This is a genomic window from candidate division KSB1 bacterium (assembly GCA_034506395.1).
Taxonomy (GTDB): domain Bacteria; phylum Zhuqueibacterota; class Zhuqueibacteria; order Thermofontimicrobiales; family Thermofontimicrobiaceae; genus Thermofontimicrobium.
The window spans coordinates 77,990-102,345 of the sequence record JAPDPQ010000011.1; the positions used below are offsets into that span (position 1 = coordinate 77,990).

Genomic DNA, 24,356 nt, shown 5'->3' on the forward strand with positions numbered 1-24,356 from the left:
TAGAAAGGACTTGCATTTCGATATTAAGCGATAATGTTTAGCTATCAGATTCTATGAAGATCTATACTTTAGAAACTAAAACAATTCTGAACAACCCTATTGATGACATATTTCCGTTTTTCGCCAATGCCGAGAATCTCGATCGAGTGACTCCACCATGGTTGAAATTCGAAATTTTGACGCCGCTGCCGATCGAAATGAAGATCGGTACGATTGTGGATTACCGATTGCAGTTGCACGGTATTCCGATTCGCTGGCGCTCCAAAATTACAGAATGGAACCCTCCTTTAAAATTCACCGACGTGCAGATAAAAGGACCATATCGCTTTTGGAAACACGAACATCTTTTCATTGCGGAAGGAAATCAAACCAGAATGACCGATCGAGTGCAATATGCCATTCCTGGATGGATATTTGCACCGCTCATTCATCTGCTTTTAGTACAACCAGACCTTGAAAAAATTTTTCGATATCGAGAGCGCAAATTTCTAGAAATTTTTAAAGGTGATGGACCGGTGAGATCTGGTGGAATGAATATGATTGTGCCCCATTCAGCTTAATCTTTATCTTTTTCCCATTTTCGAAAAAAATCTACCACGTTTGCCTCTTTTGACATCACTATATATTTAGAGCATTTTCTTAAAAATTTGAGCTGAATGATCGCTCAATTTATTTTATAGAAACTGAACGAACATTTCAATGATTTTGCTTTTCGGTTACATGTTAGTTGCAATGTGTGTCACCGAAGGAAGGATGCTTCATTAAGCTAATCAGAGCGATGGCGAAGCAAGGCAGGATGCAATGCTATTTCGGAACGTTAGAGGCTGAGGAAGATTTTAAAAAGCTTGAACATGGTCAGGCCCTGGCAGTTTATATTTCGTGAAGCTTCTGCAGATTCAGCTCAATTGAAATTTAGCCTGAGCTGGATTAAAATAGCTTGTGAATTAGACGCAAGAATGGATCAATGATGTATTTGACCCAACTGGACCCTCCAATTGGGTAGGGAAATTCATCATAAATTTTTTCCACATGAAACGAACCAAAGGCCTGCTTGATTTGCTTCGCTGACATTCCTTCTGGGACTTTGATTTGAATGGTATTAGTGGCCTGGGATTTTCGCAAGACGATGATTTGAGGGTTGGTCTGCGCCTGCTGCAGGGCAGCCATATCGATTTCTTCTTTAAATCTGATGAACTTTTCCATAACGTATTCCTCACTTTCTAAATTACGTGAGCGATATATTGGAAGCAGAGCATTTTGGCGAGATAATGAATGTTAATTGATTCTTGAATCCAAGAAAAACTCAAACTGATTTGCTTAAATATAAATATCCAGAACAATTTTCTCAAGCGAGTTTTTAATTGTTAAGATAAAAAATTATGTCCAATCTTTAAAGATGGCTAATATAGAGATGGTCGATTATTTGCTCTATTCAACTGCACATTTTTGATATGGTTCAATTTTTATTTCGATTTGTTTCATGAATTTTTTATAATACTCAAAGAGCAAAAATCAAAAATTAGTGGCTTTCAATTTCAAATTTGAAATTGAGTCTATCTGTAAACAAAGAAATCTGTCTTCGGATGGATGACGCTGCAAATTTAGCCAGCAATTTTGGAACAAAATGGGATTTGAAACAGCGCATCAGAGACGCTGACAGAAATGCTTGTTGTTATAGCGTGAAAGGCAAAAAAAATTGCCCGACATTGTGTCGGGCAGATTGCTTAGATCATTCGTAAAAAGACGGCTCTATTGAGTCGTTTAATCCATCAACCCTATTCTAAAACCTGATAGATGCTATCCAAAACAGTTCCATCCACCCATTTTACGACGGCGACCACTTTGTCCCCTAATTTCGGCTTTTCTGGCTTACCGCCGCAGATGGCTTCCACCTCTTCTTTGATCTCCTCAATCGGCCGTATGGGAAGCGAAGATTTTTTTGTAGCAGCAATCAGATCCTGTCGCAATGGATTGATGGCAATGCCGCGTTCGGTGACCACAACGTCGATGAGTTCCCCTGGGCCGCATAGGGTGGTGACTTCGTCGACAATGACGGGAATTCGATCGCGGAACGAGGGGATGGGCAGGATGGTACATTTGGAAAAAAGGCAATTTTGCCATCCACCGATGCCATGCAGCAGTCGGCCGTCAGAATGGGTGACTACATTCGCGTTAAAGTTGACATCCACTTCGGTAGCGCCCAGAACGACAACATCGACCATGGAGGAGAAATTTCCTTTGCCATGATAATTATAGCTGGTAAAGGGGCTGGTAGCTACATGACGGGGGTTTTCGCGCAGGGAGCGAACACCTTCAAGATCAAAGGTCTGCCCATCAAGGATATAGTCTGTCAGGCCCTCCTCAAGCATCTGCACCAGGTACTGATTGCTCCCGCCGCGAACGAAACGCGCCTTGACCCCCATTTCTTTCATCATTTCTTTCAAGAAGATGACGAAAGCCAGGGTCGTCCCACCGGCACCAGCTTGGAAGGAGAAGCCATTTTTCAGGATGCCAGCCTCTTTGACAAATTTAGCGGCCAGCTCGGCAATCAGCAGCCGGTCAGGACTGCGGGTGATTTCGGTTGTACCAGAGACAATCTTTTCTGGCTCCCCGATCTTCTCTAACACTACTACATGATCGACATAATTGCCATGAATCTGCCAGGGGACGCAGGGAAACTCCACCAGGTTATCGGTGACTACGATGACCTTATCAGCATACTGAGCATCGGCCAAAGCAAAGCCCAAGAGACCGCAGGCGGATGGGCCTGTGAGGCCATTGGCGTTGCCGAAGGGGTCGGCGGTTGGCGCAGCGATCACCGCAATATCGATGTGAACCTCACCGTCTTGGATCGCTTGATAACGGCCACCATGAGATCGAAGCACTCCCAACCCGCGCATCTTGCCGGCACTGCAGTAGTCGCCCAAAGGGCCATTCATCGATCCTTCGATATGATGCACTACACCGCTCTCCAGATGCTTGATGATCGGGGCATGGCATGGAAACGAAGCACTGGGAAACCACACCAAATCTCTCACTCCAATCTCGGCCGCTGCATCGAAGATCTGATTGGCCACCAAATCACCGTTTCGAAAATGATGATGAGTGGAAATTGTCATCCCGTCTTTGATCCCAGCGATGATGAGCGCAGTCTTCAAATCTGGCACGACTTTATTCCCATCGGCAGGATAATCGGCACAGCTCACAATGGGCGGAGCCGCTTTTGTTCCGCCAGGTCGATATTTACCAACCCCCTGATATGGAATGGCTGGCTTATCATTCACAATTGTGGGGACCAGTCGACCAGCAGCATTTTTTACCATATTTTTAACCATGTTGTTCTCCTCCTTGTCGCCAATTTTCCGCAAGTTTCCCAGTTTCGATAGCAAGACGAATGGTTCGCTGGGCTCGTTTTACCACTGGCGGATCGATCATCTTGCTGCCCAGGGCAACTACGCCCAGTCCACTTTTCTGAGCAGATTCAAACGCCAATACGATTTTGGTGGCTCTCTCAATTTCCTCAGGTGTTGGTGCAAATGCCTCATGGATCACCTGGATCTGCCGGGGATGAATACAACCCTTGCCATCGAATCCCAAGGATTTCGCTTCCAGCACACTTTGTCGTAGTCCCTCCATATCGGTGACATCCGAGAACACGGTATCGATGGGCTGGATGCCAGCAGCCCGGGCCGCATTGACCACTTGGCTGCGCGCCCAGAAGCTCTCTCTTCCCTCTAAAGTGCGTTGAGTGCCAATATCTGCGGTATAATCCTCTAAACCGATGGTCAGCGCGACGATATCGGGCGAGGCAGTGGCAATTTCAAAGGCCCGGATCGCTCCAAGGGCACTCTCGATGATCGGCATATAATAGACCTGCTGCTCCAAACCCCGATCATTAAGAATGCTATGAACCCGTTGCTCCACCATTTTGACGTGTTCGGCGCTTTCGCATTTCGGAATGAGAATCACATGGACATTGTATGGCACAACAAATCCCAAATCATCCAGCCCACGAGGAAGCTGATTGATCCGAACCATTCTTTCTGCCCCGTAAAAGTCGATCTGCAACAGGGCATTCCGCACCAAAGTTTGGGCAGCATCTTTCTCTGTTGGGGCAACACTATCTTCCAGGTCCAAAATAATACCATCCGGTTTATGAATACCAGCATTGATCATAAACTTGGGTTCATTGCCAGGCAAATAGAGCCGTGACCGACGAAACCGCTCGCGACTAGTGGGATATTGACAAAATGCTTTGAACTCGGGTAACCATTGTCTTCCCTGATCCAGACCTAATCGGCGCACTGCCGTTTCCAGTCGAGCCATGATCGTGAAAGGGAGAGCTCCGCTATCCTCGAATTCCACCATCGCATGATCAATTTGAAAAAATTTTAGGCCATGGCGGATCAACGTCTCGATCGCCGAGCCATACATGGTTTTCACCTTGCTATTCAGTTGAAGCTGAATGCCTCCAGATGTTGTTGGTGTAATGCGGAACCAACAATCGGAGCGGACGTCCGCACCCTTTCTGCCGACCTCGGCGGCTAAGCTCATATAACCTCCTTAAAAATGATTTGACAATCTCGTGCGTTTTTGATATATTTGGAGCTCAAATATACAAAATTTACCGATACAACTCAATAGAAATTTGGCCGAGTCAATTGCAAAGTCTTTAAATTTGGATAAAAATAAATTCACTTGGAAGAGAATAATTCATTCAATCGAAGGAAAAATGTCAACACCAGCCGCTGTTGAGCAAATTGTTGCAGCGTTGGAGCAACATTTCGGGGTCCCTGAACGGAATACCGAACTGGATCCATTAAGCAACTTGATCCTTACCGTCCTCTCCCAGAACACTAATGATAAGAATCGCGATCGGGCGTACCAGCGCCTCAGGGCAGCTTTTCCCACCTGGGAGGCAGTCATGCAAGCCCCAGTTGAAGCCATCGAAACCGCCATTCGGCCCGGCGGCTTAGCGAAGCAAAAAAGCTTGCGAATTAAAAAAATTTTGGAGTGGATTTATCAGCATTATGGGGCACTGAACTTGGATGCGCTATGCGCAATGGACCCAGAAGAGGCAATCGATACCTTTTGCCAGCTCAAAGGAATCGGTGTGAAAACGATCAGCGTTGTGCTCATGTTCTCATGCGGGGTGGATATTTTTCCAGTTGATACCCATGTACATCGGATTTGTCGCCGGCTGGGATTGGTTCCAGCCAATGCGTCCGCGGAACAAACTTTTTGGCTAATGCAGCCTGTGGTGCCGCCGGGGAAATCCTTCTCTTTTCATATCAATTTGCTGAACTTGGGACGCTCGATTTGCCTGGCCCGTAAACCGCGATGCTCAGAATGTCCCATTAGCCAGCATTGCGATTATTATTTGGCTGCCCAATGATTGGGATGACCAGTTCATCCCCAGCCGAAAGCCGTTCCAGATTCTTATTAGGATTGTATTTTTGAAGCAACCAATAGGGGATTTCATAGACCTGATTGCACAGATACCAGATATTCTCGCCACTTTTAACCTTATGAATTGAAACGCCCTCGATAGTATAGCTGGCAAAAAAATCCTCTTCAATGCCACGATGATATTCCATCCTTTTTCGTTCGAATTCCTTCTCAGTGACATTGCTGAACACCACCTTGATTTCCTGCCCCAACTGGATATCCTGATTCGGTCTAAGGTTATTAAGGTTACGAATCACTTGAGTGGGAACACGTAACCAATCTGCATAATGGCCCAGCGTTTCCTCAGGGCGGACAAAGATCTTGCCGAAGGTTGGCTTTGCTGGGCGCTGGACCGTCACTTCGGCATTAGGGGAAACCACCTCACTTTCAATCTCTGGTACTGGCGTTGAAGCTGGCTTTTTAGTCATTTCGCTTCGCTGGGCAATTTTGTCCTCAGAGGAAATCGTGCGCTGCGGTGACTGGTCTGTCATTTCGGGTTTCGTCAGAGCTGGCGTTGATGGCTGAGGTTGGATTGTCGGGGTGCCTTCAATTGGAGCGGGTTCTGTGGCTTGAGCGACGACTGGGACTTCCTGCCGAATTCGTATCACTTGCCCAACATAGATCTGATGTGGATTATTGATATCATTGAGCTCCATCAGCTCAGACACGGTGGTTTTGAAGCGTCGTGCAATGGATTGAAGATTGTCCCCGCTTTCCACTTGATACCAGTCGGTGGCAATGGGCTCGGGTCGTTTTTCGGCCGCAGGAATCTTCGCAAACGCCAGGGCTGGATCGAAATTTTCTCGCCACGGGAGTCTGATTTCAAAACCCTTTGGCAACTGCCGCTTCGAAGTGAGTACAGTGCTTCGCAAACTCGGATTCAACCGCTCGATCTCCTTCACATCGAACCCCATTCGATCTGCTAAAAGGGAGAGTCGGATGTTATCGGGCAGCTTAAAAGCGATAAAGTTCTCTGGTTGATCGAAAGTTAAGTCACCAAAATATGCTTGATAATTATTCCGGGCATCCAGCGCGGCGAGGAATTCAGCGTAGAAATTTCGCGATGCGAACTGGTAGCTCCGGCTCTCATATTTTTCAATGATCACACCGATATCTGTCGTACCTAATTGTGCCACTGCACGCTTCAATCCATTTACCCCATGGTTGTAAGCATTGATGGCCAATGGCCAAGTGCCCAGTTCAAGGTAATTCTCCAGTAACAATTTGGCTGCAGCTTCGGTCGACTTAATCGGATCGAATCGCTCGTCCACTAAATAGTCGATAGTCAGAAAGCGACGCCCAGTGCCGCGTGTGAATTGCCAGATACCGGCTGCGCCAAATTTCGAGTAGGCGCGATAATTATAGGACGATTCAACATGGGGTAGCGCCACCAATTCGCGAGGGATATTGTATTGATCCAGAACCTTGAGGATGTGATCCACATATTTGCCCGAACGGATCAAGCCGCGTCGAAATTCATCTCGCAATCCCTGTTGAGCGCGGACACTCTCCGCTGCTTTGAGAAATACTGAAGGACTTGCCTTATCACCGAACAATTGATACACAGCCCGCTCTTCTGGTGTCAGCGCCTCAGGAACGATTTTCTCAAGTTGGGCCAGTCGCCTCAAGATGGTCCGGTATTTCTCTTTGATTTGCTCTACTCCCCCCCACGGCAATCGAGCCGGGCTAGATTCGTTCATTGGGACATCGAAAGTCGCGACTTCATAAATGATCCGCAAATCATTCATGTCGTGAATCATCACCTGATTGCTGCTATATTGCGTGTACACTTTTTTCCAGAACGCCACGTTCGGCTTAATGTTTTCTGGAATTGGAAATAACACACTGGTTTGATTCAGCTCCTGACCAAAAACAAATCCGACTGCCAAATGCAACATCCATAATCCGAATATGCAGCCTTTATAACGTATTATCCAGTTTCTGATCATAGCTAGCCTTCTCATAAAATTATAGTACGCAAAAGGTCCAGATCATTTTCTCGTCGTGACATTTCCTGGGAGGCCATCTTTCAACGCCACAAGCATCAAGCAGGCATCGATCTGAAAGCCTCCAAACCCCATATTAATATCTATAACAAAAAATCGACTCACAGGTTTACTCAAAACCTGAGAGGGCACCTTCAGTCACATAGGCTAGAACCAACAATCTAACAAAAAAATCCATTCCACCCCCCAAATAGTCCTTCTGCCGATGCAACTCTCGCTGAATCGCTCGTTTTAGCTTCGCAATTTGTTCGAAATAGAGCGGGAAGATGGTAAAGCTGGATTATCATCAGGCCTTCTGATGCGGCATAATTACGCCGAAGGGATTATTCTAACAGCCCGTCGACATCCACCCCATCAAGTTCCATCGAACGATCCTCAAAGAAACGAATATTGATTGGATCATGTTCAATGATCCGCGTGATCACATCGATAAGTTGCTGCTTATTCATCTGATGCAAGCGTTTGATCTGATCACCGATATTGATGAAATCCGCCTGATCGTGAATCCAGGAATAAAGTAATGCGACGATGTGCTTACAGACCCCCTGTCGGCTGCCACATGTGCATGAAGTGGTGATCTCGTGCTCGTCCACTCGTACAATCACATTAAATTCTTCGAGATAATCTCGAACGGTACCAGAAATCCGATTGCCAGCAACAGCAGCTCGAACAATTTGACCATTGCAATAATAATCCCATCCCTCACCATTCGTATTTTCCTGATCCAGAATTCCGATCTGGCGCTCTGTGATTTCCTTCAATTCTGGTGCAATCGCATAAGTTTCTTCTTGAAAAGCCATTTTTGTAACCACAATTTTTAGAATCCAAATTTTTCACATAAATAACTGAGCACCCAATTCAATCGCAATCTCCTTGAGTGCCATATAAAATATATAAGTCGCTCAACAAAAAAGCAACGGATTTTTTAGCTTTTTGCTGACAATTTTTGCCCTTGATCGATCGGATGAAAAAAATGAAAACAGATTAAATTGCCGGTGGCCTAACGAGAAAAGAGAGCTGGCTCATAGATCGATAAAACTAGATCTGCTCAAGATTCGGCCAATTTAGCTTCGCCTGTCGCTTCCACTGCATCATTGAACAAGTCAAATACTTGCAATAATCTCTTTTTGATGAAAAGAAAATCAATTGCTGATCCATATCGGACTTGTTAAGCAGCGGTGCTCTGCCCCAGCATTTGTTTGGGTCACCAGCTCAGCCCGAAGGTAGCTACTGTTACTTGATTCGATGATCCTTTGTTCCCACTGCAAAGAGTAACTGTTCAAGAAATTTTGGCATTGAATTTCAAGTTTTTCCTTTTTCTCAACCAAATCTCCTCGATAGATTTTCAACGATTTCAGTCGACCGAATTCGGGCGTTGATTTAGCACGCACATGAAGCAACAATTCTTCACCAGAAATTTCAGAGCCAATTGTGGCCTTGTCGTTTTGGGTATTATGAACCATCATATCGATGATCGGCCCGGAAGTTACCAGCGTTCGATGGGATTTGACAGCCTGGATGATACTTGACCGATTCGCATCGCCCTCGATGCATACTCCAGTGCGCATCATACCGAATCGTTGAAAATTACCTTCTCGAAAGGTGAAAAACGGAAAACCAATTTGTCGAAACCGGTTGAAGTTCCCATGGGCATCGTTGCCAGCAATCAGGCTCAATCTGCTGCCTGCCAATAAAAGTTTCACCCATTTTGCTGAGCCATGATGAAATGAACGATCGAATTCCCCGTTCCAGATTTGAAACCCATCCAATCGGGAAAGTCCGAGATCGGATACCTCCCAATCGCCTCGACGAATCAAGAGCCATTGCAAAAAAGGCGTAGCCATCTCTGGATGCCCCGCAATTGCCAGAGCCTGCGGATGTAAACGTTCCAGAATTGTCGTCAGTGGGAGATCGGGCCAGGTATGAAACCAACGTTCAGCGCTATCACCTTGCCCGGGAAGAAACTCTGGATGATCGATCACCAATAGATGGATATTGCGGTGGCGGCTATTTCCGACAGAAACCTCTTCTCCTGGGAGAACAACTATCTCCTCCCTATTGCTATTGAAAGCCTCTACTTCTGCGCGAAATTTTCGCCATTTATTCAATGCTGGATCATTACGAACCCAAAGCCCTTCATGATCATCCAAATCATAAGAGTGATCGGTCACTGCCACGAAATCCAACCCTAAGGCGCGCGCCATTGCCACAGTTGCAGATAGCGGCGCGCCAAATTCCACCTGATCCTCAGTGTAATTGCTGTGATAATGGAAATCTCCAAAATACCAATTGTCAAATTTCGGCCAATCATGGTCCGATAGAAAAACTTCCAGCGGCAAATGAGAGGAAATCCGGTAATTGTCATTATGATATATGCATATCTTCCCATGCCATTTGATGACGATCTGGACATCGATCGCTACTAGGCCAGAGGCCTCAGCTGGCCTTTCCAGATAGAAAATCCGCTGCCAGAAAGGATCTCGATCCACCAACAGGTTCAACACAAATGAATGTTTGGTCAATAATCGGCCAAATTGTTTGATCTCAATTATCACTTCCAAAATTTCTATTGGGAAACGATGGGCATCCTTGACCAATATTAGTATCGGGATCGCCTGCCCCGGCTCCACGCGAAGTGGCGCATCGGCGATGATTTCGGGCTGTTTCTTAAATAATCGGCTGTAAATCCCTTTGAATTTGTAATGCGTTTCAGCATAGAGAAAAAATGGCACGATCGGTACATGGATCAAATCGAACATAAGCTTAGCTAATAATTAGTAAACAGTAAACAAAAAGCAGTGATCAAGTCTATATATCTCGTCCTGCATTATTGATCGAAGAAGAAGATTAGTTTTTGTATGCCAATTTTGCTTGCGTCCTCCACTATGGTTGCTCATGAGGCTCAGAGATTCAAACGCAGCAGAGCATTAGCAAGGATCTCTGGAAGTTAAAAATTTTTTTATCCAGCAGATTGAACAAATTTTGAAAAAGTCTTTATGTCTTCTGGATCTCGAACGATAACTCATTCAGGCCAGAGATAATCATTTAATTTTTGACAATACCCGACCAAGATATTTGTCAATCGCATATTTTGTTTTTGAAATTAAGCTAAGCCAAAAATAGCGATCCAGCTTATAAAGAAACGACGGGTCGAAATAGCAGTTGATGGTACAACCCTGACAGAATGGAAAAGTTCCTTGGTGCCATATTAAACTCCGATAGGTTTGAGATTGAACTATTTGAATTAGGTCATTATTGAGTGGGATTGCCCATTGCGCATGATGAAAGCAGGGCAGCAGAAGCTCATTTTCAGGGGAGATGACGACTGAGGCAGACATCGCTCGACATCTGGGCTGTGATGTTCGATTGCCGCCATTTCGGATCAAGCGATGAAACGCACGATTGATATAAACATACTTTTCATGACAAAACTGGTCCAAATAATCCAATGCCTCGAAATCCAATACCTCTTGATTGCTGTACCGAAAGATGGGGTTCACAATCAAGATCAATTTTTGGCTCTGTGCAAAGCTTATCAAAGCTTCAATTGCATGTACATTCGCTGGGGTAACCGTGAAAAGGAGATCAGGGGATTCTCCCAAACTTCTGGCAATCTCGATGCTTTGCATAACGCTTTCATACGATTCGCACCCCCGCAGAGCATCATGCACATGTGGATCTATCGAATCGAGCGAAAAATGTAATAAATCGACCAGACCTCTTAGCTCCTGTGCCCTCTCTGGATAGAGCAGGCAGTTGGTGGTTACCGAGGTCCAAAACCGATGACCTTTCGCCAGCCTCAGAAGTTCGGGCAAATCAGGATGCAATAAGGGCTCCCCGCCTGTGAAATCGATAAATCGGATGCCAATTTTACGAAGCGCAGATAAATTTTGCGCTACATCAAAGGGAGAACAATCGTTGGCCTGCCGAAACTTTCTTCTCTTCCAAAAATCACAATACTTGCAGCGAGCATTACAACGATAGGTAATGTAATAATTGCAGACAATCGGTGCCATATTTTTTAGCGATATTCAATACCCTTCCAGGTCACTTTTCGATTAAGCAGAAGATTGAAAATTAAAATAACTGAATATGCGATGAAGAACAATCGATAGAGCGGGATCATGGCCAAATTTAATTGGGAATCGAGACGTTTTTCAACTGCAGCTAATAGCAGGTAATCCCCCGCGAAGATGAACGCACTAAAGCCGAAAAAGCGCCCCCAATTTTCTCCCAAGAAAATCAATGCGACTAAAATGGCGCTTGACATCAGGTTGATCATAATGAGCAGTTTGCCGAACCAATGGACGTTTCGGCCGCCGACTGCCCATCGCTTCCGCTGGTTGAGAAATTCCCGCCAATTCATGACTGGTCGGGTTTTTACAAGGCTATTTCGATCGACCAGGAATCGAATTTTCCAATCAGTTTTTCGGCTCATCGAGCGAAGCAGGGCGAAATCTTCGGTCACGCTAAAACCCACCCCACGATAACCACCTATCTGTTGGTAAGCCGAGCGGCGAAATGCGAAGTTATTGCCCATACAGGTCAATGGGATACCTAGCCTGGCTGCACCGGCTGCGACTCCAAGCAAATATGCTAAATCCAAATTCTGAATCAGATGCCACCACCCCACGGTATCTCTCAACAAAGTAAATCCAGCTACCATCCCCACATCCTCAGCAAAATAGCGACTCATCTGTTTGATCCAATCGCTTGGAACGATACAATCAGCATCTGTGACAAAGATGATCTCACCCTGGCTTTGCTCAACCGCCTGGGAAATGGCGCTGGCTTTTCCAGATAATGTTGAGACCGGCTCGGCGATCGTAATGTTTTTAAAGCAAGCTTTCTCAGCGATGAACTGATCGATAATCGCTTCGGTTGCATCTTCAGACCGATCGTTGACAATGATGATTTCTATGAGATTTTCAGGATAATCTAATTGAGCCAAAGAGATGAGACAATCAAGAATCGTGTCCGCTTCATTGCGGGCAGCTACGATCACTGAAACAAAAACACTTTTAGCAGGAACCTCGCTATAGTTTCGAGTTAGGCCAAAACGAAGCATAATCGAGCTGATCAAATAAAGAACGAATGGAATTGAAAGCAGCAAAATCCAGGGGATGCTCACTGCCGCCGACCTCGCGAAAATGCATCTAATACGACTTGAGTTTTCATTTGCGATTGATGGTAAGCGATTTTCAGCGGCAGGCGAGAATCGTCATCGCTTAGCCAAAGCGTGAGCTCAGAGCCAGGGGAAGCCAGCCGATTGGTGAGCAGATCGGTGCGCCAGGGACGAGAGTGCGGACTGATCCTGGTAAATTTTATATTCAGCTTAATCGCACGGAATTTTCCAGCGGGCACCTTGATAGATTCTTGAGCGGCAAGCACCCTCGCCTCCACTTTCGAGATAATATATTCAGAATCGAGGTGAAAGCGAACGATATCGCCAGGTTGCAACCGTTGCCTTCGAAGAAAATACAGCATGGAGAAATAATCGAAACAGTCCTCGGGAATTTTCCAAGAAATCGAATCACCTAAATTAGCAACTCCGTTCTTATGATCGAACAAAAATTTTAGCTCATGCTGGATGTTCTTCTGAGCGATTTTTTTGACTATTTTGTTTGGCAAACAACTCTGCCGATCAAAATAGGTCTCATATACATTATCCAATTTAAACATGAGGCTCGCTGAGCCAGTGGATTTGGCATGGACCCGTACGAGATAATTGCCGGATTCGGCATCCAATATATCAAAATCGAGCTTGGCAACAGACAGATTGAGATATTCCATTTTGAAGGATAACTTTTCGCCAAGGAAATCCAATTGCAATTTTCCTTCATCCTGTCCTAAATTCATTATCGCAAAAAGAGCAAAGATCAGACAGAAGATTTTCATATTCAATTCATTTGAAAATGTGAAATGGTGCTGCAAAGCAAAGAAGGAATAGATATCAGACCGCAGTTTCTGCAAATGCGGCAGCTTATTTGGTTTGCACAGGCACTATAGAGCTACCTCCATTCGCAACCGCGATAAATTTATTCCACACTGCCTGAATTTCGCAATGCCCACTTTAAATATTAATCATACACCTGCCGCCTTCAAAATAGAAATTAATTTTTAAAATATCAAGAAATTTTTTTGAACCGGGCGAGAGAATCGAGGTGTGATTTCTAATCATTGGTCGCTCATTCAGAATGCATTCCGATAGTGGTGGATTTATTCAATCGATGAATTCATAGAGAAATTCAGTTGACTCAACTAATGCCATTTTTTCAAAGAAAAAGCTTTCAAAATCCGAATCCCAGCGAAATCCGATGCGAGTCTCCCAAATCGGAAGCAAACGGCACATAGGCATAATCTAATCGATAACGATGGAAGTGGATACCGAATCCAGTGTGGATTCCTTTGTCTGCAAATCCAGTTTGATAACCAATGCGGAGTGCAAAATATTTAGTGAAATTGGACTCCAGACCAAAATTCAGATGTGAAGTGCTTTGCAGAATTTTCATCCAATCAGCCGCAATCAACAGATCCCAGTTGATTATCTGAACTGGCAATTGATATGCAAATCCCAATCGAACGGTCCGGGGCAATTGAGCGGCTTGTTCCTTGAATTTGGACATGGCACCAAAATTCTGAAGCGCCAGTCCAGCCTTCATTCCTTGCAGTGGCGTATCATATTGCATTCCAAAATCGCAAGCGAAACCAGAAGATTCTTCGATATAAATTTTCTGATACAGATATTTGAGGGTGGCACCGACATGAATATGTTCGGTCAACTTTCTGGCGTAAGAGAACCCGAACATTACATCATGGGCGGTGAGTACATCCAACGGCTCGTTCGAGGGAATGACGCGACGCTCAATCCCGGGAATTGTATTGACCATAACGCCGATCCCGAATCCATTTTTGCCCGATCGGATTCCCAAGGCTGCAAATTCATTGGTAATGTCTTGGATCCATTTATTGTGCGTGAACAGCACTTCGGTTCTATTGAGAGCTGCAAGCCCTGCAGGGTTCCAATATGTGGCGCTTGGGTCGTTCGCAACAGCCGTATAAGCTTCGCCCATGGCTATGGCTCGGCTGCCAGCGCCGATTTTCAAAAATGATAGCCCCGTGCTGGCTGGATTGGTGCTGCCAAAGACCGAAGCCGCAAATAGGGTAATTATCAATACAAAAACATACCAGAATTTTGTTTTCATCTTTCATCCCTTTCGTGGATGGTGGAAAAGCCGAAAATTTGTCCATCCAGATTTATAGATTGAATACCCATGAAAAAATATGCTCAGGAGCGACATCATATTTTTTGGAAACAAAGGCATATTGAATCTGCACAGCTCGCTTGAACAGTTCGAATTGGTAGCCAGCTCCAAAAGTCGGACTGCCATTATTCAACCCAACTCGCCCAGCAAATTTGTTTTGAAACACCGCCTCAGTTCCGATAAAATATTTCAGATTCTGTTGATCATTCTTTTCCAAATCAAAGGCAAATAGCAGCCATGGGTAGGGATAGCGCAGCCCAATGCCCAATCGAATGGTAGTAGGAAATCGATCGGTTTTGTCAATATCTTTCTCCCAGACTTTATCGGTCTTCCAATCATATTTTGCATTGATATCCTTTGCCAAAATACCAATCGAAAGAAACGTCCATGGTTTAGCCAACAATCCCACGTCCACTCCCATACCGAAATCAGAAATGGCTGCATTGTTGTCGCCGATGTCGGGGATCCGATTGTAGAGAACCTTCCCTGTCAACCCAATAGCCAATTTGTTTCGAATCGGCATGATGCCAAACGACAGCGCAAATGCGTTCTCAGCATTCGAAAAGTCCTGGTAATGATTTCCTTCAAAATCCCGACCATCGATATGATCCACTCCAGCGTGAATCCAACTGATCGCTATCCCAGCATTCAGCGGTTGCTCCCCAGAAGCCGCATCGACTTTGGGACGGATACCAGTGGCAAAACCAACATAATTGAATTTCCGATCCAGGGACAGCAATCGATATTCCAATGAAAGCTGCCGGGATTCCAGGAAGGGGATTCCAGCAGGATTGTAATAGGCGGCCACGCTGCCTTCAGCGACCCCGGTAAATGCGTTTCCCATGGCATTAGCACGAGCTCCCAAGCCCATTCTCATGAAAGCACCAGCGAGGATGCCATCTTCAGCATGAATGCTTCGAGCACCAGCAATAAGAATTATTCCCAATAGCAGGGCTATTTTTTTCGAATTAGTTACCATCGATGAGCGTCCTTTTTAAACAGATCTGAACAAGTTTTCTAAATTAGTCAACGATCAAAATTTTTCCCCAGTGCTTCCCATTATCAAGCTCCAACTGGTAAAAATAGACCCCATTGGCCAGCAATTTCCCATCGGCTGTCTTTCCGTTCCAAGCGATAGACCAGTTCCCGGGCGGATAAGCTTGGTCGCCCTCGATCGTAGTTATCAAATCCATTGCAAAATCGAAAATGCGCACCTTAGCGCGCGTGGGGATGTTCGTGCTAAATTGGAATCGGATAAAACCATCTCCGCCGATCTGGTTATGTCGCAATGGGGTGAATGGGTTCGGATAGGCATAAACGCGCGGCTCGCCAGCTTCACCCGGGGGGACGAACGCCCGCAAGATGTTCCAGCTAAAACCGTTATTATCGCTATATGCTAATCCATCAGCGCTACCAACCCAGAGCCGTTTATTCGGGGCGACCCCCGCCGAATAATATTCCACGGTGTAAAATTTTTCCCTGGTTTGTTCGTCGATGATCTGGGGGAATACATCCCAGGTCTCTCCAGCGTCGGGTGATTTCCAGAAGCCACTATCGGTACAGGCATATACGATCGCCCCATCAAAGGCAAAATTCCATGCGAACTTGCCTTGCAAGCCAGTTTTCCAGGTCAGACCACCATCAGCGCTCCAGGAGGTCCCGCGAACCTCGTTTGGGTCCTCGGCATTGGCCGTTCCAGCCCAGATGATACGACGATTACCGATTTTTTGCAATGCGAGTGAAACCACGAAATTGCCAGAGATCGGCTGCTGTTGATTTTGGTGGGTAAACTGAGTGGTCCAGGTTTTTCCTGCATCATAAGACACGTTGATGCCCTCGGCCGTGCCCACCCATAAAGTATCTCCATCGGCTAACAGCGAAAAGACCCGATGGTTTAGATATTGATCAGGGTTGAAATTGTAATTATCTGGCGGCTGTACCACCCAAGTCTTACCTCGATCGGATGATTTCATCAAGCCGCCCCCGAAACTAGCGATCCAGACGATGGAATCGATCAGAGCAATATCATAAGTCACATTATTGATTACTGTCCAATTGCTGCGCGGAAATGGTTGCGGGATGTAATTCCATGTGGTGCCGTTGTCGACAGAATAGCTCAGCCCTCCCCCAGCCGCTTGATGTTCGCCCTGGATCAAGGTATCGAATGCCGTAGCCACCCAAATGATCTCCTTGGTCACCGCAAGTGCTGAGACACCCCCGCGGCCGATCCCGTCTTTCTCAGTAAACGTCCGCCAAGTTTTGCCACTATCTTCGGTCTTGGCCAGCCCATTACCGGTACCCAGCCAAATTGTATTCTCATCGACTATGGCAATATCGGTTATGCTGTTGCTTTTTAACCCAGGGATGGGCAGCATCTGGTACCTCGAGGCGTTTTTGAACAGAGATTGCCCAACAATTGGACCAATCCAACAACTCAAGATCAACAATAATAGAGTGATTTTTTTCATCACTTGATCACCGTAATTATGTGAATAATTTTTTCACTGAGTAAATCGGAATAATCCTTGGCTTGAAATTCAAAACGATAATCACCAGGTGAATTTTGAGCTGTAATAAAGATCGTCAGCGAGTAAGTAAAATCGTTTGCTACCAAATCACCACTGGTACCATCATCATACATCTTAAAGGGATTGCCGCTTGAAGGGGAACCATTCGGTTTGAATGTGTTGAAAAACACCTCTTTGATGTCGCGGTTATCATCGGGATCGCTGACCTTTGCAGTCAACAGAAAGGATCGATCGCCAGAGGCAGGAAGTTGGATCGTATCTGGTGCTGCAATGCTGAGGAGTTGCGGCGGCAGCCCGAGCTGATTTTTTTTCCAATAGATGATCTGATAGACAGGGTCACTTGCCTTGTTGCGACTATCGAACGCCTGAATGTTCACATAATAATTTCCAAACTTCCAATTAGCGAACGCGGTTGTCGTCTCAATCGAAAAAATTCTATCACCAGCCAGGCTATCGCCATTGATGCCCCGATCGTTCATCTCCCCCTGTTCAGCAATATTGGTCAAGTTTGGCTCTAAGATTTGATAGACTACCCGGCTCACTGCGTCCTGAACATCGGGATCGATCACTGTCACGCTCAACGAAAATGGGACAATTTGATCGACACATACACTATCGGGAATCCGAAGCTTGACAATGATCGGCGCATGATTCACTTCTCCAATTTGAGCATGGAATCGCCCGCCGAGTATCTGGCTCCGAAGTTGCGCCCGATCCACGGCCTGAACAATAAACTCGTACTGACCCGGCGCTATGCTGAATTTCAATCGAACACTATATTTCCCGTCCTTGGGCACATTATCGCCGTGAAGTGCATAGTCCCCATCGTCGAACATCATTCCGGAAATCACCTGCCCACCTGCGGACGCGACGATGCGATATAGAACGCTATCAATATCCTCAAGGCCATTCTGATCTTCACACTTCACAGAAAAAATGTAGCTCTGATCGACCCCAGTGAGCACCGTGTCAGGAATCGAAAGGTTTGATAAAGTCGGAGAAAATTGCTCTGGTTGGATAGGACCATTCGATTCACAAAAAATGAAAAGGAGGAAAATTATCCATGAATATCTTAAATAACTCAAATTTGTACACCCTTGAGTTAAATGAAAAGCCGAGCTGTTTTTCATCTGACCACTCGGCGAATCAGCAGGCATCTTTCAATTTAGAGCTTGAACGAAAGCTTTTAAATTTTCAACTAAATATCATTCCGAACGAAGTGAGGAATCTGGTGATCCTGAGACTATTTCTATTAAAGATCTCTCCCTGCGGTCGAAATGATAGGGAGGTGAGGTTTCGTTCAGGCATTATTTAATAACTCAGAAGTTTTATGTTTGCCTCATCCCAAAAGTTCCCCGATTATAACCAACTGCGCCATGAAATTTTGTCAACATCCTGCTCTCTCTTTCTCCTGATGACCCACATAATCTGATGGCGCTAATCCCAAGATGGAATAGTTCTTATTCTTCTGATTCGGCTCACAGATTATTCGTCTTGAAAATCAGGAGATGATTTTGCACAAAGAAAGCATTTCATCATTTCGACTTATCCAATGAACGATAGTTGACTCTACCGAGTGCTCAACGATGAAAGTCAGGTTTACCATTTTCAGCCGGGGGGAGCCATTGTTCCCAGTGAACTTGTGAAATATCTTCTACGATCAGATCAGCTTCTTTTAGATATTTTTCATCGCGAATTGTGGTCTTCAGGGCGATACAAAACATTCCAGCTAATTTAGCTGCCCGAATCCCCAAGGGCGCATTCTCGATCACCAAACAATTTTTTGACTCAACTGCAAGTTTTTTGGCTGCGGTAAGATATGGTTCAGGATGTGGTTTGGTATTCGCAACTTCATTACCAGTGACGATTGTATCGAACAGAGCTAAAAATTCTCTTCCAGTTACTGGCTCGATATTTTTGAGAATTGCCCCAGTTACCAAGCCGATTTTCACGTGATTTTTCTTTAAAAATTCAATCGCTTTCTGGGTATTTGGATAAATCACCGCTTGAGTGATTTGGTTGTATATCTCTCGCTTCTTTCGAACCATCTCGGTCAAAGTCTTTTCATCCAGGGACAAACCCTTTTGCTGAGCCAACTGCCGACCAATTTGCTCCGCCAACTGCCCCTCAAGCAAATACACATCTTCTGGAACGACAGTTACACCATAGCTCCAAAACACCTGTTGCCAGGCCTGCACATGATAGATTAACGTATTCGCAATCACACCATCGAAATCAAATAGCACTGCTTTGATCGTCAAGTAATCGGACTCCTGAATTTTATTGGTTAAGCAAACAATTTTTAGATGAAAAATTTCTTTATGACCGAAGTGAAGCATTGCATGGTTTTTAGCAAGCCCATCTTTCTACTTGAGTAGAAGGCTTTTTCAGCAACCAATCGAGCATCCAATCGATAATCCTTATCAAACGAAATAACCTAGGGAGATCATATTTGCCCACCATCGCTGGAAAGATAATCAAAATCGATATTATTATATGCGTGGGCCAAAAGATCATGTAATATGAGTTCATCAGCAATCAGATTTTCAAATTCCGTTCACCAGAAAATTTGAATCGCTTATGATCGCGGTCCTAAATTGCCATCCACCTTTCCTTTGATTGGTTCAAAATTCATAAAATCGGCATGATGGACGATGACGGCCTCGGGGCAACGATAACCGCCATCCCCTTCTTTGGCGTGCACTGCGATGATATGGACCACTTTATCTGGCAGCCCATGCTTCATCGCCAGGCCAGCACCACTAAATGGATGCCTCAGCAATTTTCCAGTATCGCTTTTTTTCACCCCTTCAGGCGTGTGTTTGTACTCCAATATCTTGCCAACATCATGTAAGAGGCCACCAGAAATCAAAATATCGTCATCAATCTCATAGCTGTTGTTGTTGAACTGGCGAAGCTTCTGTGCTGCTGCTATCGCCACTTGAGTGACGCCTCTGGTATGATCGACAATATTGATCGGGCAATTTGCGATTAGGAGTGTGAATGGAATTTCTTCCAGATCTGCCACATTCCATCCACCTATTTTTATGGCATCTTCCCACACCGCCACTGTCTTATTCCGAAGCTCTTCATCTTTGATCAGATTGAATTCAGGCAATATCTTCAAGAGATCCTGTTTCATCTTCAGCTCCCATTATTTTGAGACATCTTGCTACATTATCCATTTCAATTAAATTAGATTTCTGCAAAACGAATAGCAATTGCACGAATAGCGGTCGCTCCTTCGGATACAGAAGTCTCCTTGATTTCATAAAACGATAAGGGCAATCATGCTTGCCTCCGTAAACATAATATCAGAATTTCAAATGATGCAAAGGCTGCTGAAGTCCAAATTGGAGTTCAAATTAACCATGTTTATGTGCAAGAACCAACATCGGCTAATCCCAGCATGGTTCGCGCTCGCTCAAGCCTCGTTGAGCTGTAAAGCGCTTATGGAATCGATTACCAAGTCCACGATGGTATTTTGAATTGAAACTGAGTTACCGCGATTTAAAGGATGTCCGAAAATAGGCACTGATCCGTCGCTTACGAATTAGAGTCCCTCCGACTGCTAAATATTTCTAATAAAAACATCATTCCGAGCGAAGCGAGGAATCTATCAATGACTGAAAACCTGGGATTTCCAGATTCATCACTTCCTTTGGAATGAGCACTTTTTAGAAAAATCACTAATTCCGAACGAACTCTACTGACTATGGATCAAATCTCAACGAATTGGACTGCTCTTACAGGTTAGCGATCAGTCAGTTTTTTCATTTTTCGGATCGCCTGTTGAGTGTCTCGTCCTTTTTTCGTTCATGATTTTGAACTGGCGTCGGGCAAAAGTAAAAATATCGTTGCGCCGGCCGATTATTTGGATAGAAGGCCGATTTTTTTTCATGATCTCTTTTAGAGAAATTGCAGGATTTTTCTCATCGAAATCGCCTTGAATCACAAAGCCAAAACTGCCAATTCCTCTTTCTTCACCAGGAAACGGCAGCGGGTCTGACCCAGCAATAATGGAAAATCCTTTTTTCCGAGCAAATCGAATCAATTTCGGTTCTGGCCAGAGATTGTGACGCAGCGAGGTTTCCCCAATAAAGATCTCCTCGACCGACCGTTGCTGCAATTGCTGCTCGATAACCTTGCCTCTTTGAAAAAACCACTTGCCAGGCGCCCAATTTAAAGCAGGGATTCCACCAGTGGCCTTTACCGCTTCTATCACCTCATCCATTGTTTTTTCTCGATCGGCGATCTTGTAGTTTGAGATCAGCGAAAGCACCTCCAGCCCCTCTTTCGTCACCAACTGACGCCCAGCAAAAAGGTACAATCTGGGCTGGTTGTCTTTTCGCACGATGATGGTGAGTCGATCTCGAGATGGTTCGAATTGAATTCCATCACAATTATAGCGCGCTGGGGAATGATACATTCGGTCAAAAAAATTTGCATCGGAACGTTCGACCAATAGCCAGATTGGAATAACAGAGGAACTCCTGCTTATTGAATTACTCGCTAAATTCTCGATCCCTTTCTCGACACAGGTTTTCAAATCATATACATCATACAGATGAACATGTCCATCGATAGCCAAAGTTGCATTTCCCATGTTGCCGTCTCCTCACCTATTCGTTCATCATTCGGATATCTTCATACTAACGTCAAATCCATTCATTAAATTTCAAATTCTATTTTATCGAATCAGAGCGATCATATCCCGAACCGCTTTCTCCATGCCGATCAATACAGCCCGCGAAATGATGGAGTGCCCGATATTAAGCTCTTCGATTTGCTTGATTCGGGCGATATCGACCACGTTTTGATAGTTCAATCCATGACCCGCGCTGACACCCAGTCCCAATTTGGCAGCGGTCATGGCCATTGAACGAATCCGTTCCAATTCTTCGACAACCTGATTCAAGTCGGTCGCATTGGCATAATTACCAGTATGCAGTTCGACGTAATCCGCTCCCAATTTGGCCGCTGCTTTGATTTGAGATACGTCCGGGTCGATGAAAAAGCTCACGACAATATTGTTGGCGCGCAAAGTAGAGGTGACTTCCTCAAGCCGATCAAAGTTGGCTGTGATGTCCAAACCGCCTTCGGTTGTCACCTCCTGTCGGCGCTCTGGTACCAAGGTGACCATATCAGGCAAAACCGAGATCGCTTTTTTCACCATTTCCTCCGTAGGTGCCATCTCCAAATTTAAATGGGTCTTCACAACTTGCCGCAGTAATGATAAATCGCGATCCTTTATATGACGGCGATCCTCTCTCAAATGACACACAATCCCATCCGCTCCAGCCAATTCCGCCAAAACTGCTGCAGCGACAGGATCAGGTTCTCGGCCCCGACGCGCCTCTCGAATCGTCGCAACATGATCAACATTCACGCCTAATCGCACCATAATTACCTCCCAAATTTTGGTCGGGTATAATCGCTGAACAAATCCACTTAATTAGCTCGGGTTGAGGATCCAATTTTCCACGCAAAAAACTGGTTAATTCAATTTGCCGCGAGCGATAGAGCACCAATCGCAGCAGGCGCTCGAAAACCATTTTTTTCTTGTCCACCCTATCCCGGCCGAATTCATGCTATCAATTTTTAAAATTAATTATCATCAAAAATATTAAAAGGCTTCTGCATCAAGAATTGATTATGAACCAAAAGTTCGTTTAATTTGCGCATGTGGTGACATCCTGGGCTACTTTTTTCAACCATTTCTTAAATCCCATGGCGGACGAGTTATTAGCGATAGATAAAACATTGTCACTTTGCAAAAGGCTAAATCTAAAATAGATTCATTTTCCACTAAAAATTTTAGCACTAAGCCGCTAGCTCAGCAATTGTTCGAGTTTACTGGATCACCTCAGTAATTGGAACAATTTTAAAACCCTGTTTTTCTAATTTGGGAAGCTCTTCACTTAACACCTTAATCGTCTCTTCATATGGATGTCCAATCACAATCGCCTTGCCTCGCTTTTGCGCAATCTTTGCAATAGCGGCAAGCTTCCCCCTTATATAATCCTTGTCCTCCCCTCTTTTTCGTTCCAAAAAGCCGTTGTTCACTTCGTATTTAACATTTTTTTGTGACGCAATTTTCGGAACCACGCTATGAGCAGAAGTGTGGCTATCGATAAAAATCTTTTGGTTGTCTTTGACTTTTTTTAGAACGACTCCCATCACCCGTGCGTCTGCCGTGGCACGCGACCCCATGTGATTATTAATGGCCACTGCTCCTGGTATCGCATTAATGGCGTTTTCTACTCGCTCAGCGATGACTGTATCTGGCAGGCTGGTCAAGATGGTAAAATCGCCTTGTTCGACTTTTTCTTCTTCGGCTTCCATGGGAAGGTGAATCATGTAGGCCTTCTGCTGCGCTCTTGCCAATTCGACTATCTTATTTGAATGCTTCTGCCCTGGGATGATTGAAACAGTGATATCATAATCCAAATTCAAAAATTGATCGACGGTACTGTTGTCGTAATAGCCAAAATCGTCGATAATGATGGCTATTTTGCCCACTTTTCGCTCCAAACTGGGATTCTTCATGAAAACAACCGTGGCATTCACTTTTTCACCCCGACCGATCACTATCGTGGCTTTTTCTGCCTTCAAATCTTCCTCGGACTTGAGCACTTCAAGATTCAACTTTTTGATCCGCTGGATGATCTCCCAAATGACGGATACAGCAGCAACATCAGATGGAAGCTGAACAGTTGTTGTGTTGCCCGACTTTTTAATCCATCCGCTTTCGAGATTGAACGAGCGAAATACATCTTTCAGCAATTGGTCAAGCGCTTGATCGGTTGGAAGCTTATTGAGCTTTATCTCTGGAGGCTGCGGGATAATAGCAATAGTATCGGCTGGGGCAACCTTGCGACTTGGCCGCTGAACTGGGGGCGCCTCGCGTTTGGTAGGATGCCATAATAAACGATAGATGATAAAAACACTGATCGCGATGATGACCAGTAAACGGATGGCTCGAGCCACTGTCTCCAAAAGCGCTGCTTTTTGATCTGAACGATGCTTCTTTGACGCCAATCGGGTGATTCGCTTCCGTGCGGTGGATTTACTAATTTTTCGTCGATCAGGATATTTCTTTCTCATCG

General features: G+C 45.0%; 20 protein-coding genes. 2 read left to right on the forward strand and 18 right to left on the reverse strand.

Annotation, left to right across the window (positions count from 1 at the left end; translation table 11 throughout):
* The first annotated feature begins 53 nt into the window (after positions 1-53).
* A complete protein-coding gene (locus ONB37_09155) occupies positions 54-560 on the forward strand; it encodes an SRPBCC family protein (protein ID MDZ7400316.1) in 507 nt (168 codons plus the stop codon).
* 367 nt (positions 561-927) lie between these two features.
* Here the strand turns inward: ONB37_09155 and ONB37_09160 are convergent, their stop codons facing one another.
* From ONB37_09160 to ONB37_09170, 3 genes are all read right to left on the reverse strand, one after another.
* Positions 928-1,203: a hypothetical protein gene (locus ONB37_09160; protein ID MDZ7400317.1), complete on the reverse strand. Its 276-nt coding sequence runs from the start codon at positions 1,201-1,203 to the stop codon at positions 928-930.
* Positions 1,204-1,775: 572 nt separating this feature from the next.
* The gene (locus tag ONB37_09165; protein MDZ7400318.1) at positions 1,776-3,335 is read right to left on the reverse strand and encodes a citrate lyase subunit alpha; all 1,560 of its coding nucleotides are present in this window, start codon (positions 3,333-3,335) and stop codon (positions 1,776-1,778) included.
* Positions 3,328-4,554, reverse strand: coding sequence for an aldolase/citrate lyase family protein (locus ONB37_09170; GenBank protein ID MDZ7400319.1), 1,227 nt, complete (start codon positions 4,552-4,554; stop codon positions 3,328-3,330). Before ONB37_09170 ends, ONB37_09165 begins: the two co-directional genes overlap by 8 nt.
* A gap of 178 nt (positions 4,555-4,732) precedes the next feature.
* On the opposite strand from ONB37_09170, the gene ONB37_09175 reads away from it, so the two are divergent.
* Positions 4,733-5,395, forward strand: coding sequence for an endonuclease III (locus tag ONB37_09175; GenBank protein MDZ7400320.1), 663 nt, complete (start codon positions 4,733-4,735; stop codon positions 5,393-5,395).
* Here ONB37_09175 and ONB37_09180 read toward each other — a convergent pair.
* The 15 genes from ONB37_09180 to ONB37_09250 form a co-directional block, all read right to left on the reverse strand.
* Entirely contained in the window at positions 5,358-7,397 is a 2,040-nt protein-coding gene (locus ONB37_09180; protein MDZ7400321.1) for a LysM peptidoglycan-binding domain-containing protein, read from the reverse strand. The two genes, ONB37_09175 and ONB37_09180, sit on opposite strands and share 38 nt — an antisense overlap.
* 380 nt (positions 7,398-7,777) lie before the next feature.
* On the reverse strand, positions 7,778-8,254 hold the full coding sequence (locus tag ONB37_09185) for an SWIM zinc finger family protein (GenBank protein MDZ7400322.1): 477 nt from the start codon (positions 8,252-8,254) through the stop codon (positions 7,778-7,780).
* Between the two features lie 342 nt (positions 8,255-8,596).
* On the reverse strand, positions 8,597-10,213 hold the full coding sequence (locus ONB37_09190) for a CehA/McbA family metallohydrolase (GenBank protein ID MDZ7400323.1): 1,617 nt from the start codon (positions 10,211-10,213) through the stop codon (positions 8,597-8,599).
* 282 nt (positions 10,214-10,495) lie between these two features.
* Positions 10,496-11,470 carry a radical SAM protein gene (locus tag ONB37_09195; GenBank protein ID MDZ7400324.1) on the reverse strand — a complete coding sequence of 325 codons (975 nt, stop codon included), beginning with the start codon at positions 11,468-11,470 and terminating at the stop codon, positions 10,496-10,498.
* A 5-nt stretch (positions 11,471-11,475) separates the two neighbouring features.
* The gene (locus ONB37_09200) at positions 11,476-12,522 is read right to left on the reverse strand and encodes a glycosyltransferase (protein MDZ7400325.1); all 1,047 of its coding nucleotides are present in this window, start codon (positions 12,520-12,522) and stop codon (positions 11,476-11,478) included.
* 59 nt (positions 12,523-12,581) lie between these two features.
* Positions 12,582-13,352 carry a DUF3108 domain-containing protein gene (locus ONB37_09205; protein MDZ7400326.1) on the reverse strand — a complete coding sequence of 257 codons (771 nt, stop codon included), beginning with the start codon at positions 13,350-13,352 and terminating at the stop codon, positions 12,582-12,584.
* A 392-nt stretch (positions 13,353-13,744) separates the two neighbouring features.
* Complete coding sequence (locus ONB37_09210) at positions 13,745-14,659, reverse strand: PorV/PorQ family protein (GenBank protein MDZ7400327.1); 915 nt, start codon at positions 14,657-14,659, stop codon at positions 13,745-13,747.
* 52 nt (positions 14,660-14,711) lie between these two features.
* The gene (locus tag ONB37_09215; GenBank protein ID MDZ7400328.1) at positions 14,712-15,698 is read right to left on the reverse strand and encodes a hypothetical protein; all 987 of its coding nucleotides are present in this window, start codon (positions 15,696-15,698) and stop codon (positions 14,712-14,714) included.
* Between the two features lie 43 nt (positions 15,699-15,741).
* Complete coding sequence (locus ONB37_09220) at positions 15,742-17,187, reverse strand: hypothetical protein (GenBank protein ID MDZ7400329.1); 1,446 nt, start codon at positions 17,185-17,187, stop codon at positions 15,742-15,744.
* Positions 17,187-18,176 (reverse strand): hypothetical protein, encoded by a 990-nt coding sequence (locus ONB37_09225; GenBank protein ID MDZ7400330.1) that lies wholly within the window; start codon positions 18,174-18,176, stop codon positions 17,187-17,189. The genes ONB37_09220 and ONB37_09225 overlap by 1 nt, the downstream gene beginning before the upstream one ends.
* A 651-nt stretch (positions 18,177-18,827) precedes the next feature.
* Positions 18,828-19,508 (reverse strand): HAD family phosphatase, encoded by a 681-nt coding sequence (locus ONB37_09230; protein ID MDZ7400331.1) that lies wholly within the window; start codon positions 19,506-19,508, stop codon positions 18,828-18,830.
* A 317-nt stretch (positions 19,509-19,825) separates the two neighbouring features.
* The gene (locus tag ONB37_09235; GenBank protein ID MDZ7400332.1) at positions 19,826-20,389 is read right to left on the reverse strand and encodes an HD domain-containing protein; all 564 of its coding nucleotides are present in this window, start codon (positions 20,387-20,389) and stop codon (positions 19,826-19,828) included.
* Positions 20,390-21,007: 618 nt separating this feature from the next.
* Positions 21,008-21,853: a hypothetical protein gene (locus ONB37_09240; GenBank protein MDZ7400333.1), complete on the reverse strand. Its 846-nt coding sequence runs from the start codon at positions 21,851-21,853 to the stop codon at positions 21,008-21,010.
* 84 nt (positions 21,854-21,937) lie between these two features.
* Positions 21,938-22,651 (reverse strand): pyridoxine 5'-phosphate synthase, encoded by a 714-nt coding sequence (locus ONB37_09245; GenBank protein MDZ7400334.1) that lies wholly within the window; start codon positions 22,649-22,651, stop codon positions 21,938-21,940.
* Between the two features lie 449 nt (positions 22,652-23,100).
* Entirely contained in the window at positions 23,101-24,354 is a 1,254-nt protein-coding gene (locus ONB37_09250) for a divergent polysaccharide deacetylase family protein (protein MDZ7400335.1), read from the reverse strand.
* Between the last annotated feature and the right edge of the window lie 2 nt (positions 24,355-24,356).

What these genes read in the sequence shown, in the direction of transcription:
- ONB37_09155 (MDZ7400316.1), top strand. Translation starts at nt 54, where the DNA reads ATGAAGATCTATACTTTAGAAACTAAAACAATTCTGAACAACCCTATT.
- ONB37_09160 (MDZ7400317.1), bottom strand. Translation starts at nt 1,203, where the DNA reads ATGGAAAAGTTCATCAGATTTAAAGAAGAAATCGATATGGCTGCCCTG.
- ONB37_09165 (MDZ7400318.1), bottom strand. Translation starts at nt 3,335, where the DNA reads ATGGTTAAAAATATGGTAAAAAATGCTGCTGGTCGACTGGTCCCCACA.
- ONB37_09170 (MDZ7400319.1), bottom strand. Translation starts at nt 4,554, where the DNA reads ATGAGCTTAGCCGCCGAGGTCGGCAGAAAGGGTGCGGACGTCCGCTCC.
- ONB37_09175 (MDZ7400320.1), top strand. Translation starts at nt 4,733, where the DNA reads ATGTCAACACCAGCCGCTGTTGAGCAAATTGTTGCAGCGTTGGAGCAA.
- ONB37_09180 (MDZ7400321.1), bottom strand. Translation starts at nt 7,397, where the DNA reads ATGATCAGAAACTGGATAATACGTTATAAAGGCTGCATATTCGGATTA.
- ONB37_09185 (MDZ7400322.1), bottom strand. Translation starts at nt 8,254, where the DNA reads ATGGCTTTTCAAGAAGAAACTTATGCGATTGCACCAGAATTGAAGGAA.
- ONB37_09190 (MDZ7400323.1), bottom strand. Translation starts at nt 10,213, where the DNA reads ATGTTCGATTTGATCCATGTACCGATCGTGCCATTTTTTCTCTATGCT.
- ONB37_09195 (MDZ7400324.1), bottom strand. Translation starts at nt 11,470, where the DNA reads ATGGCACCGATTGTCTGCAATTATTACATTACCTATCGTTGTAATGCT.
- ONB37_09200 (MDZ7400325.1), bottom strand. Translation starts at nt 12,522, where the DNA reads ATGCTTCGTTTTGGCCTAACTCGAAACTATAGCGAGGTTCCTGCTAAA.
- ONB37_09205 (MDZ7400326.1), bottom strand. Translation starts at nt 13,352, where the DNA reads ATGAAAATCTTCTGTCTGATCTTTGCTCTTTTTGCGATAATGAATTTA.
- ONB37_09210 (MDZ7400327.1), bottom strand. Translation starts at nt 14,659, where the DNA reads ATGAAAACAAAATTCTGGTATGTTTTTGTATTGATAATTACCCTATTT.
- ONB37_09215 (MDZ7400328.1), bottom strand. Translation starts at nt 15,698, where the DNA reads ATGGTAACTAATTCGAAAAAAATAGCCCTGCTATTGGGAATAATTCTT.
- ONB37_09220 (MDZ7400329.1), bottom strand. Translation starts at nt 17,187, where the DNA reads ATGAAAAAAATCACTCTATTATTGTTGATCTTGAGTTGTTGGATTGGT.
- ONB37_09235 (MDZ7400332.1), bottom strand. Translation starts at nt 20,389, where the DNA reads ATGAAACAGGATCTCTTGAAGATATTGCCTGAATTCAATCTGATCAAA.
- ONB37_09240 (MDZ7400333.1), bottom strand. Translation starts at nt 21,853, where the DNA reads ATGGGAAATGCAACTTTGGCTATCGATGGACATGTTCATCTGTATGAT.
- ONB37_09245 (MDZ7400334.1), bottom strand. Translation starts at nt 22,651, where the DNA reads ATGGTGCGATTAGGCGTGAATGTTGATCATGTTGCGACGATTCGAGAG.
- ONB37_09250 (MDZ7400335.1), bottom strand. Translation starts at nt 24,354, where the DNA reads ATGAGAAAGAAATATCCTGATCGACGAAAAATTAGTAAATCCACCGCA.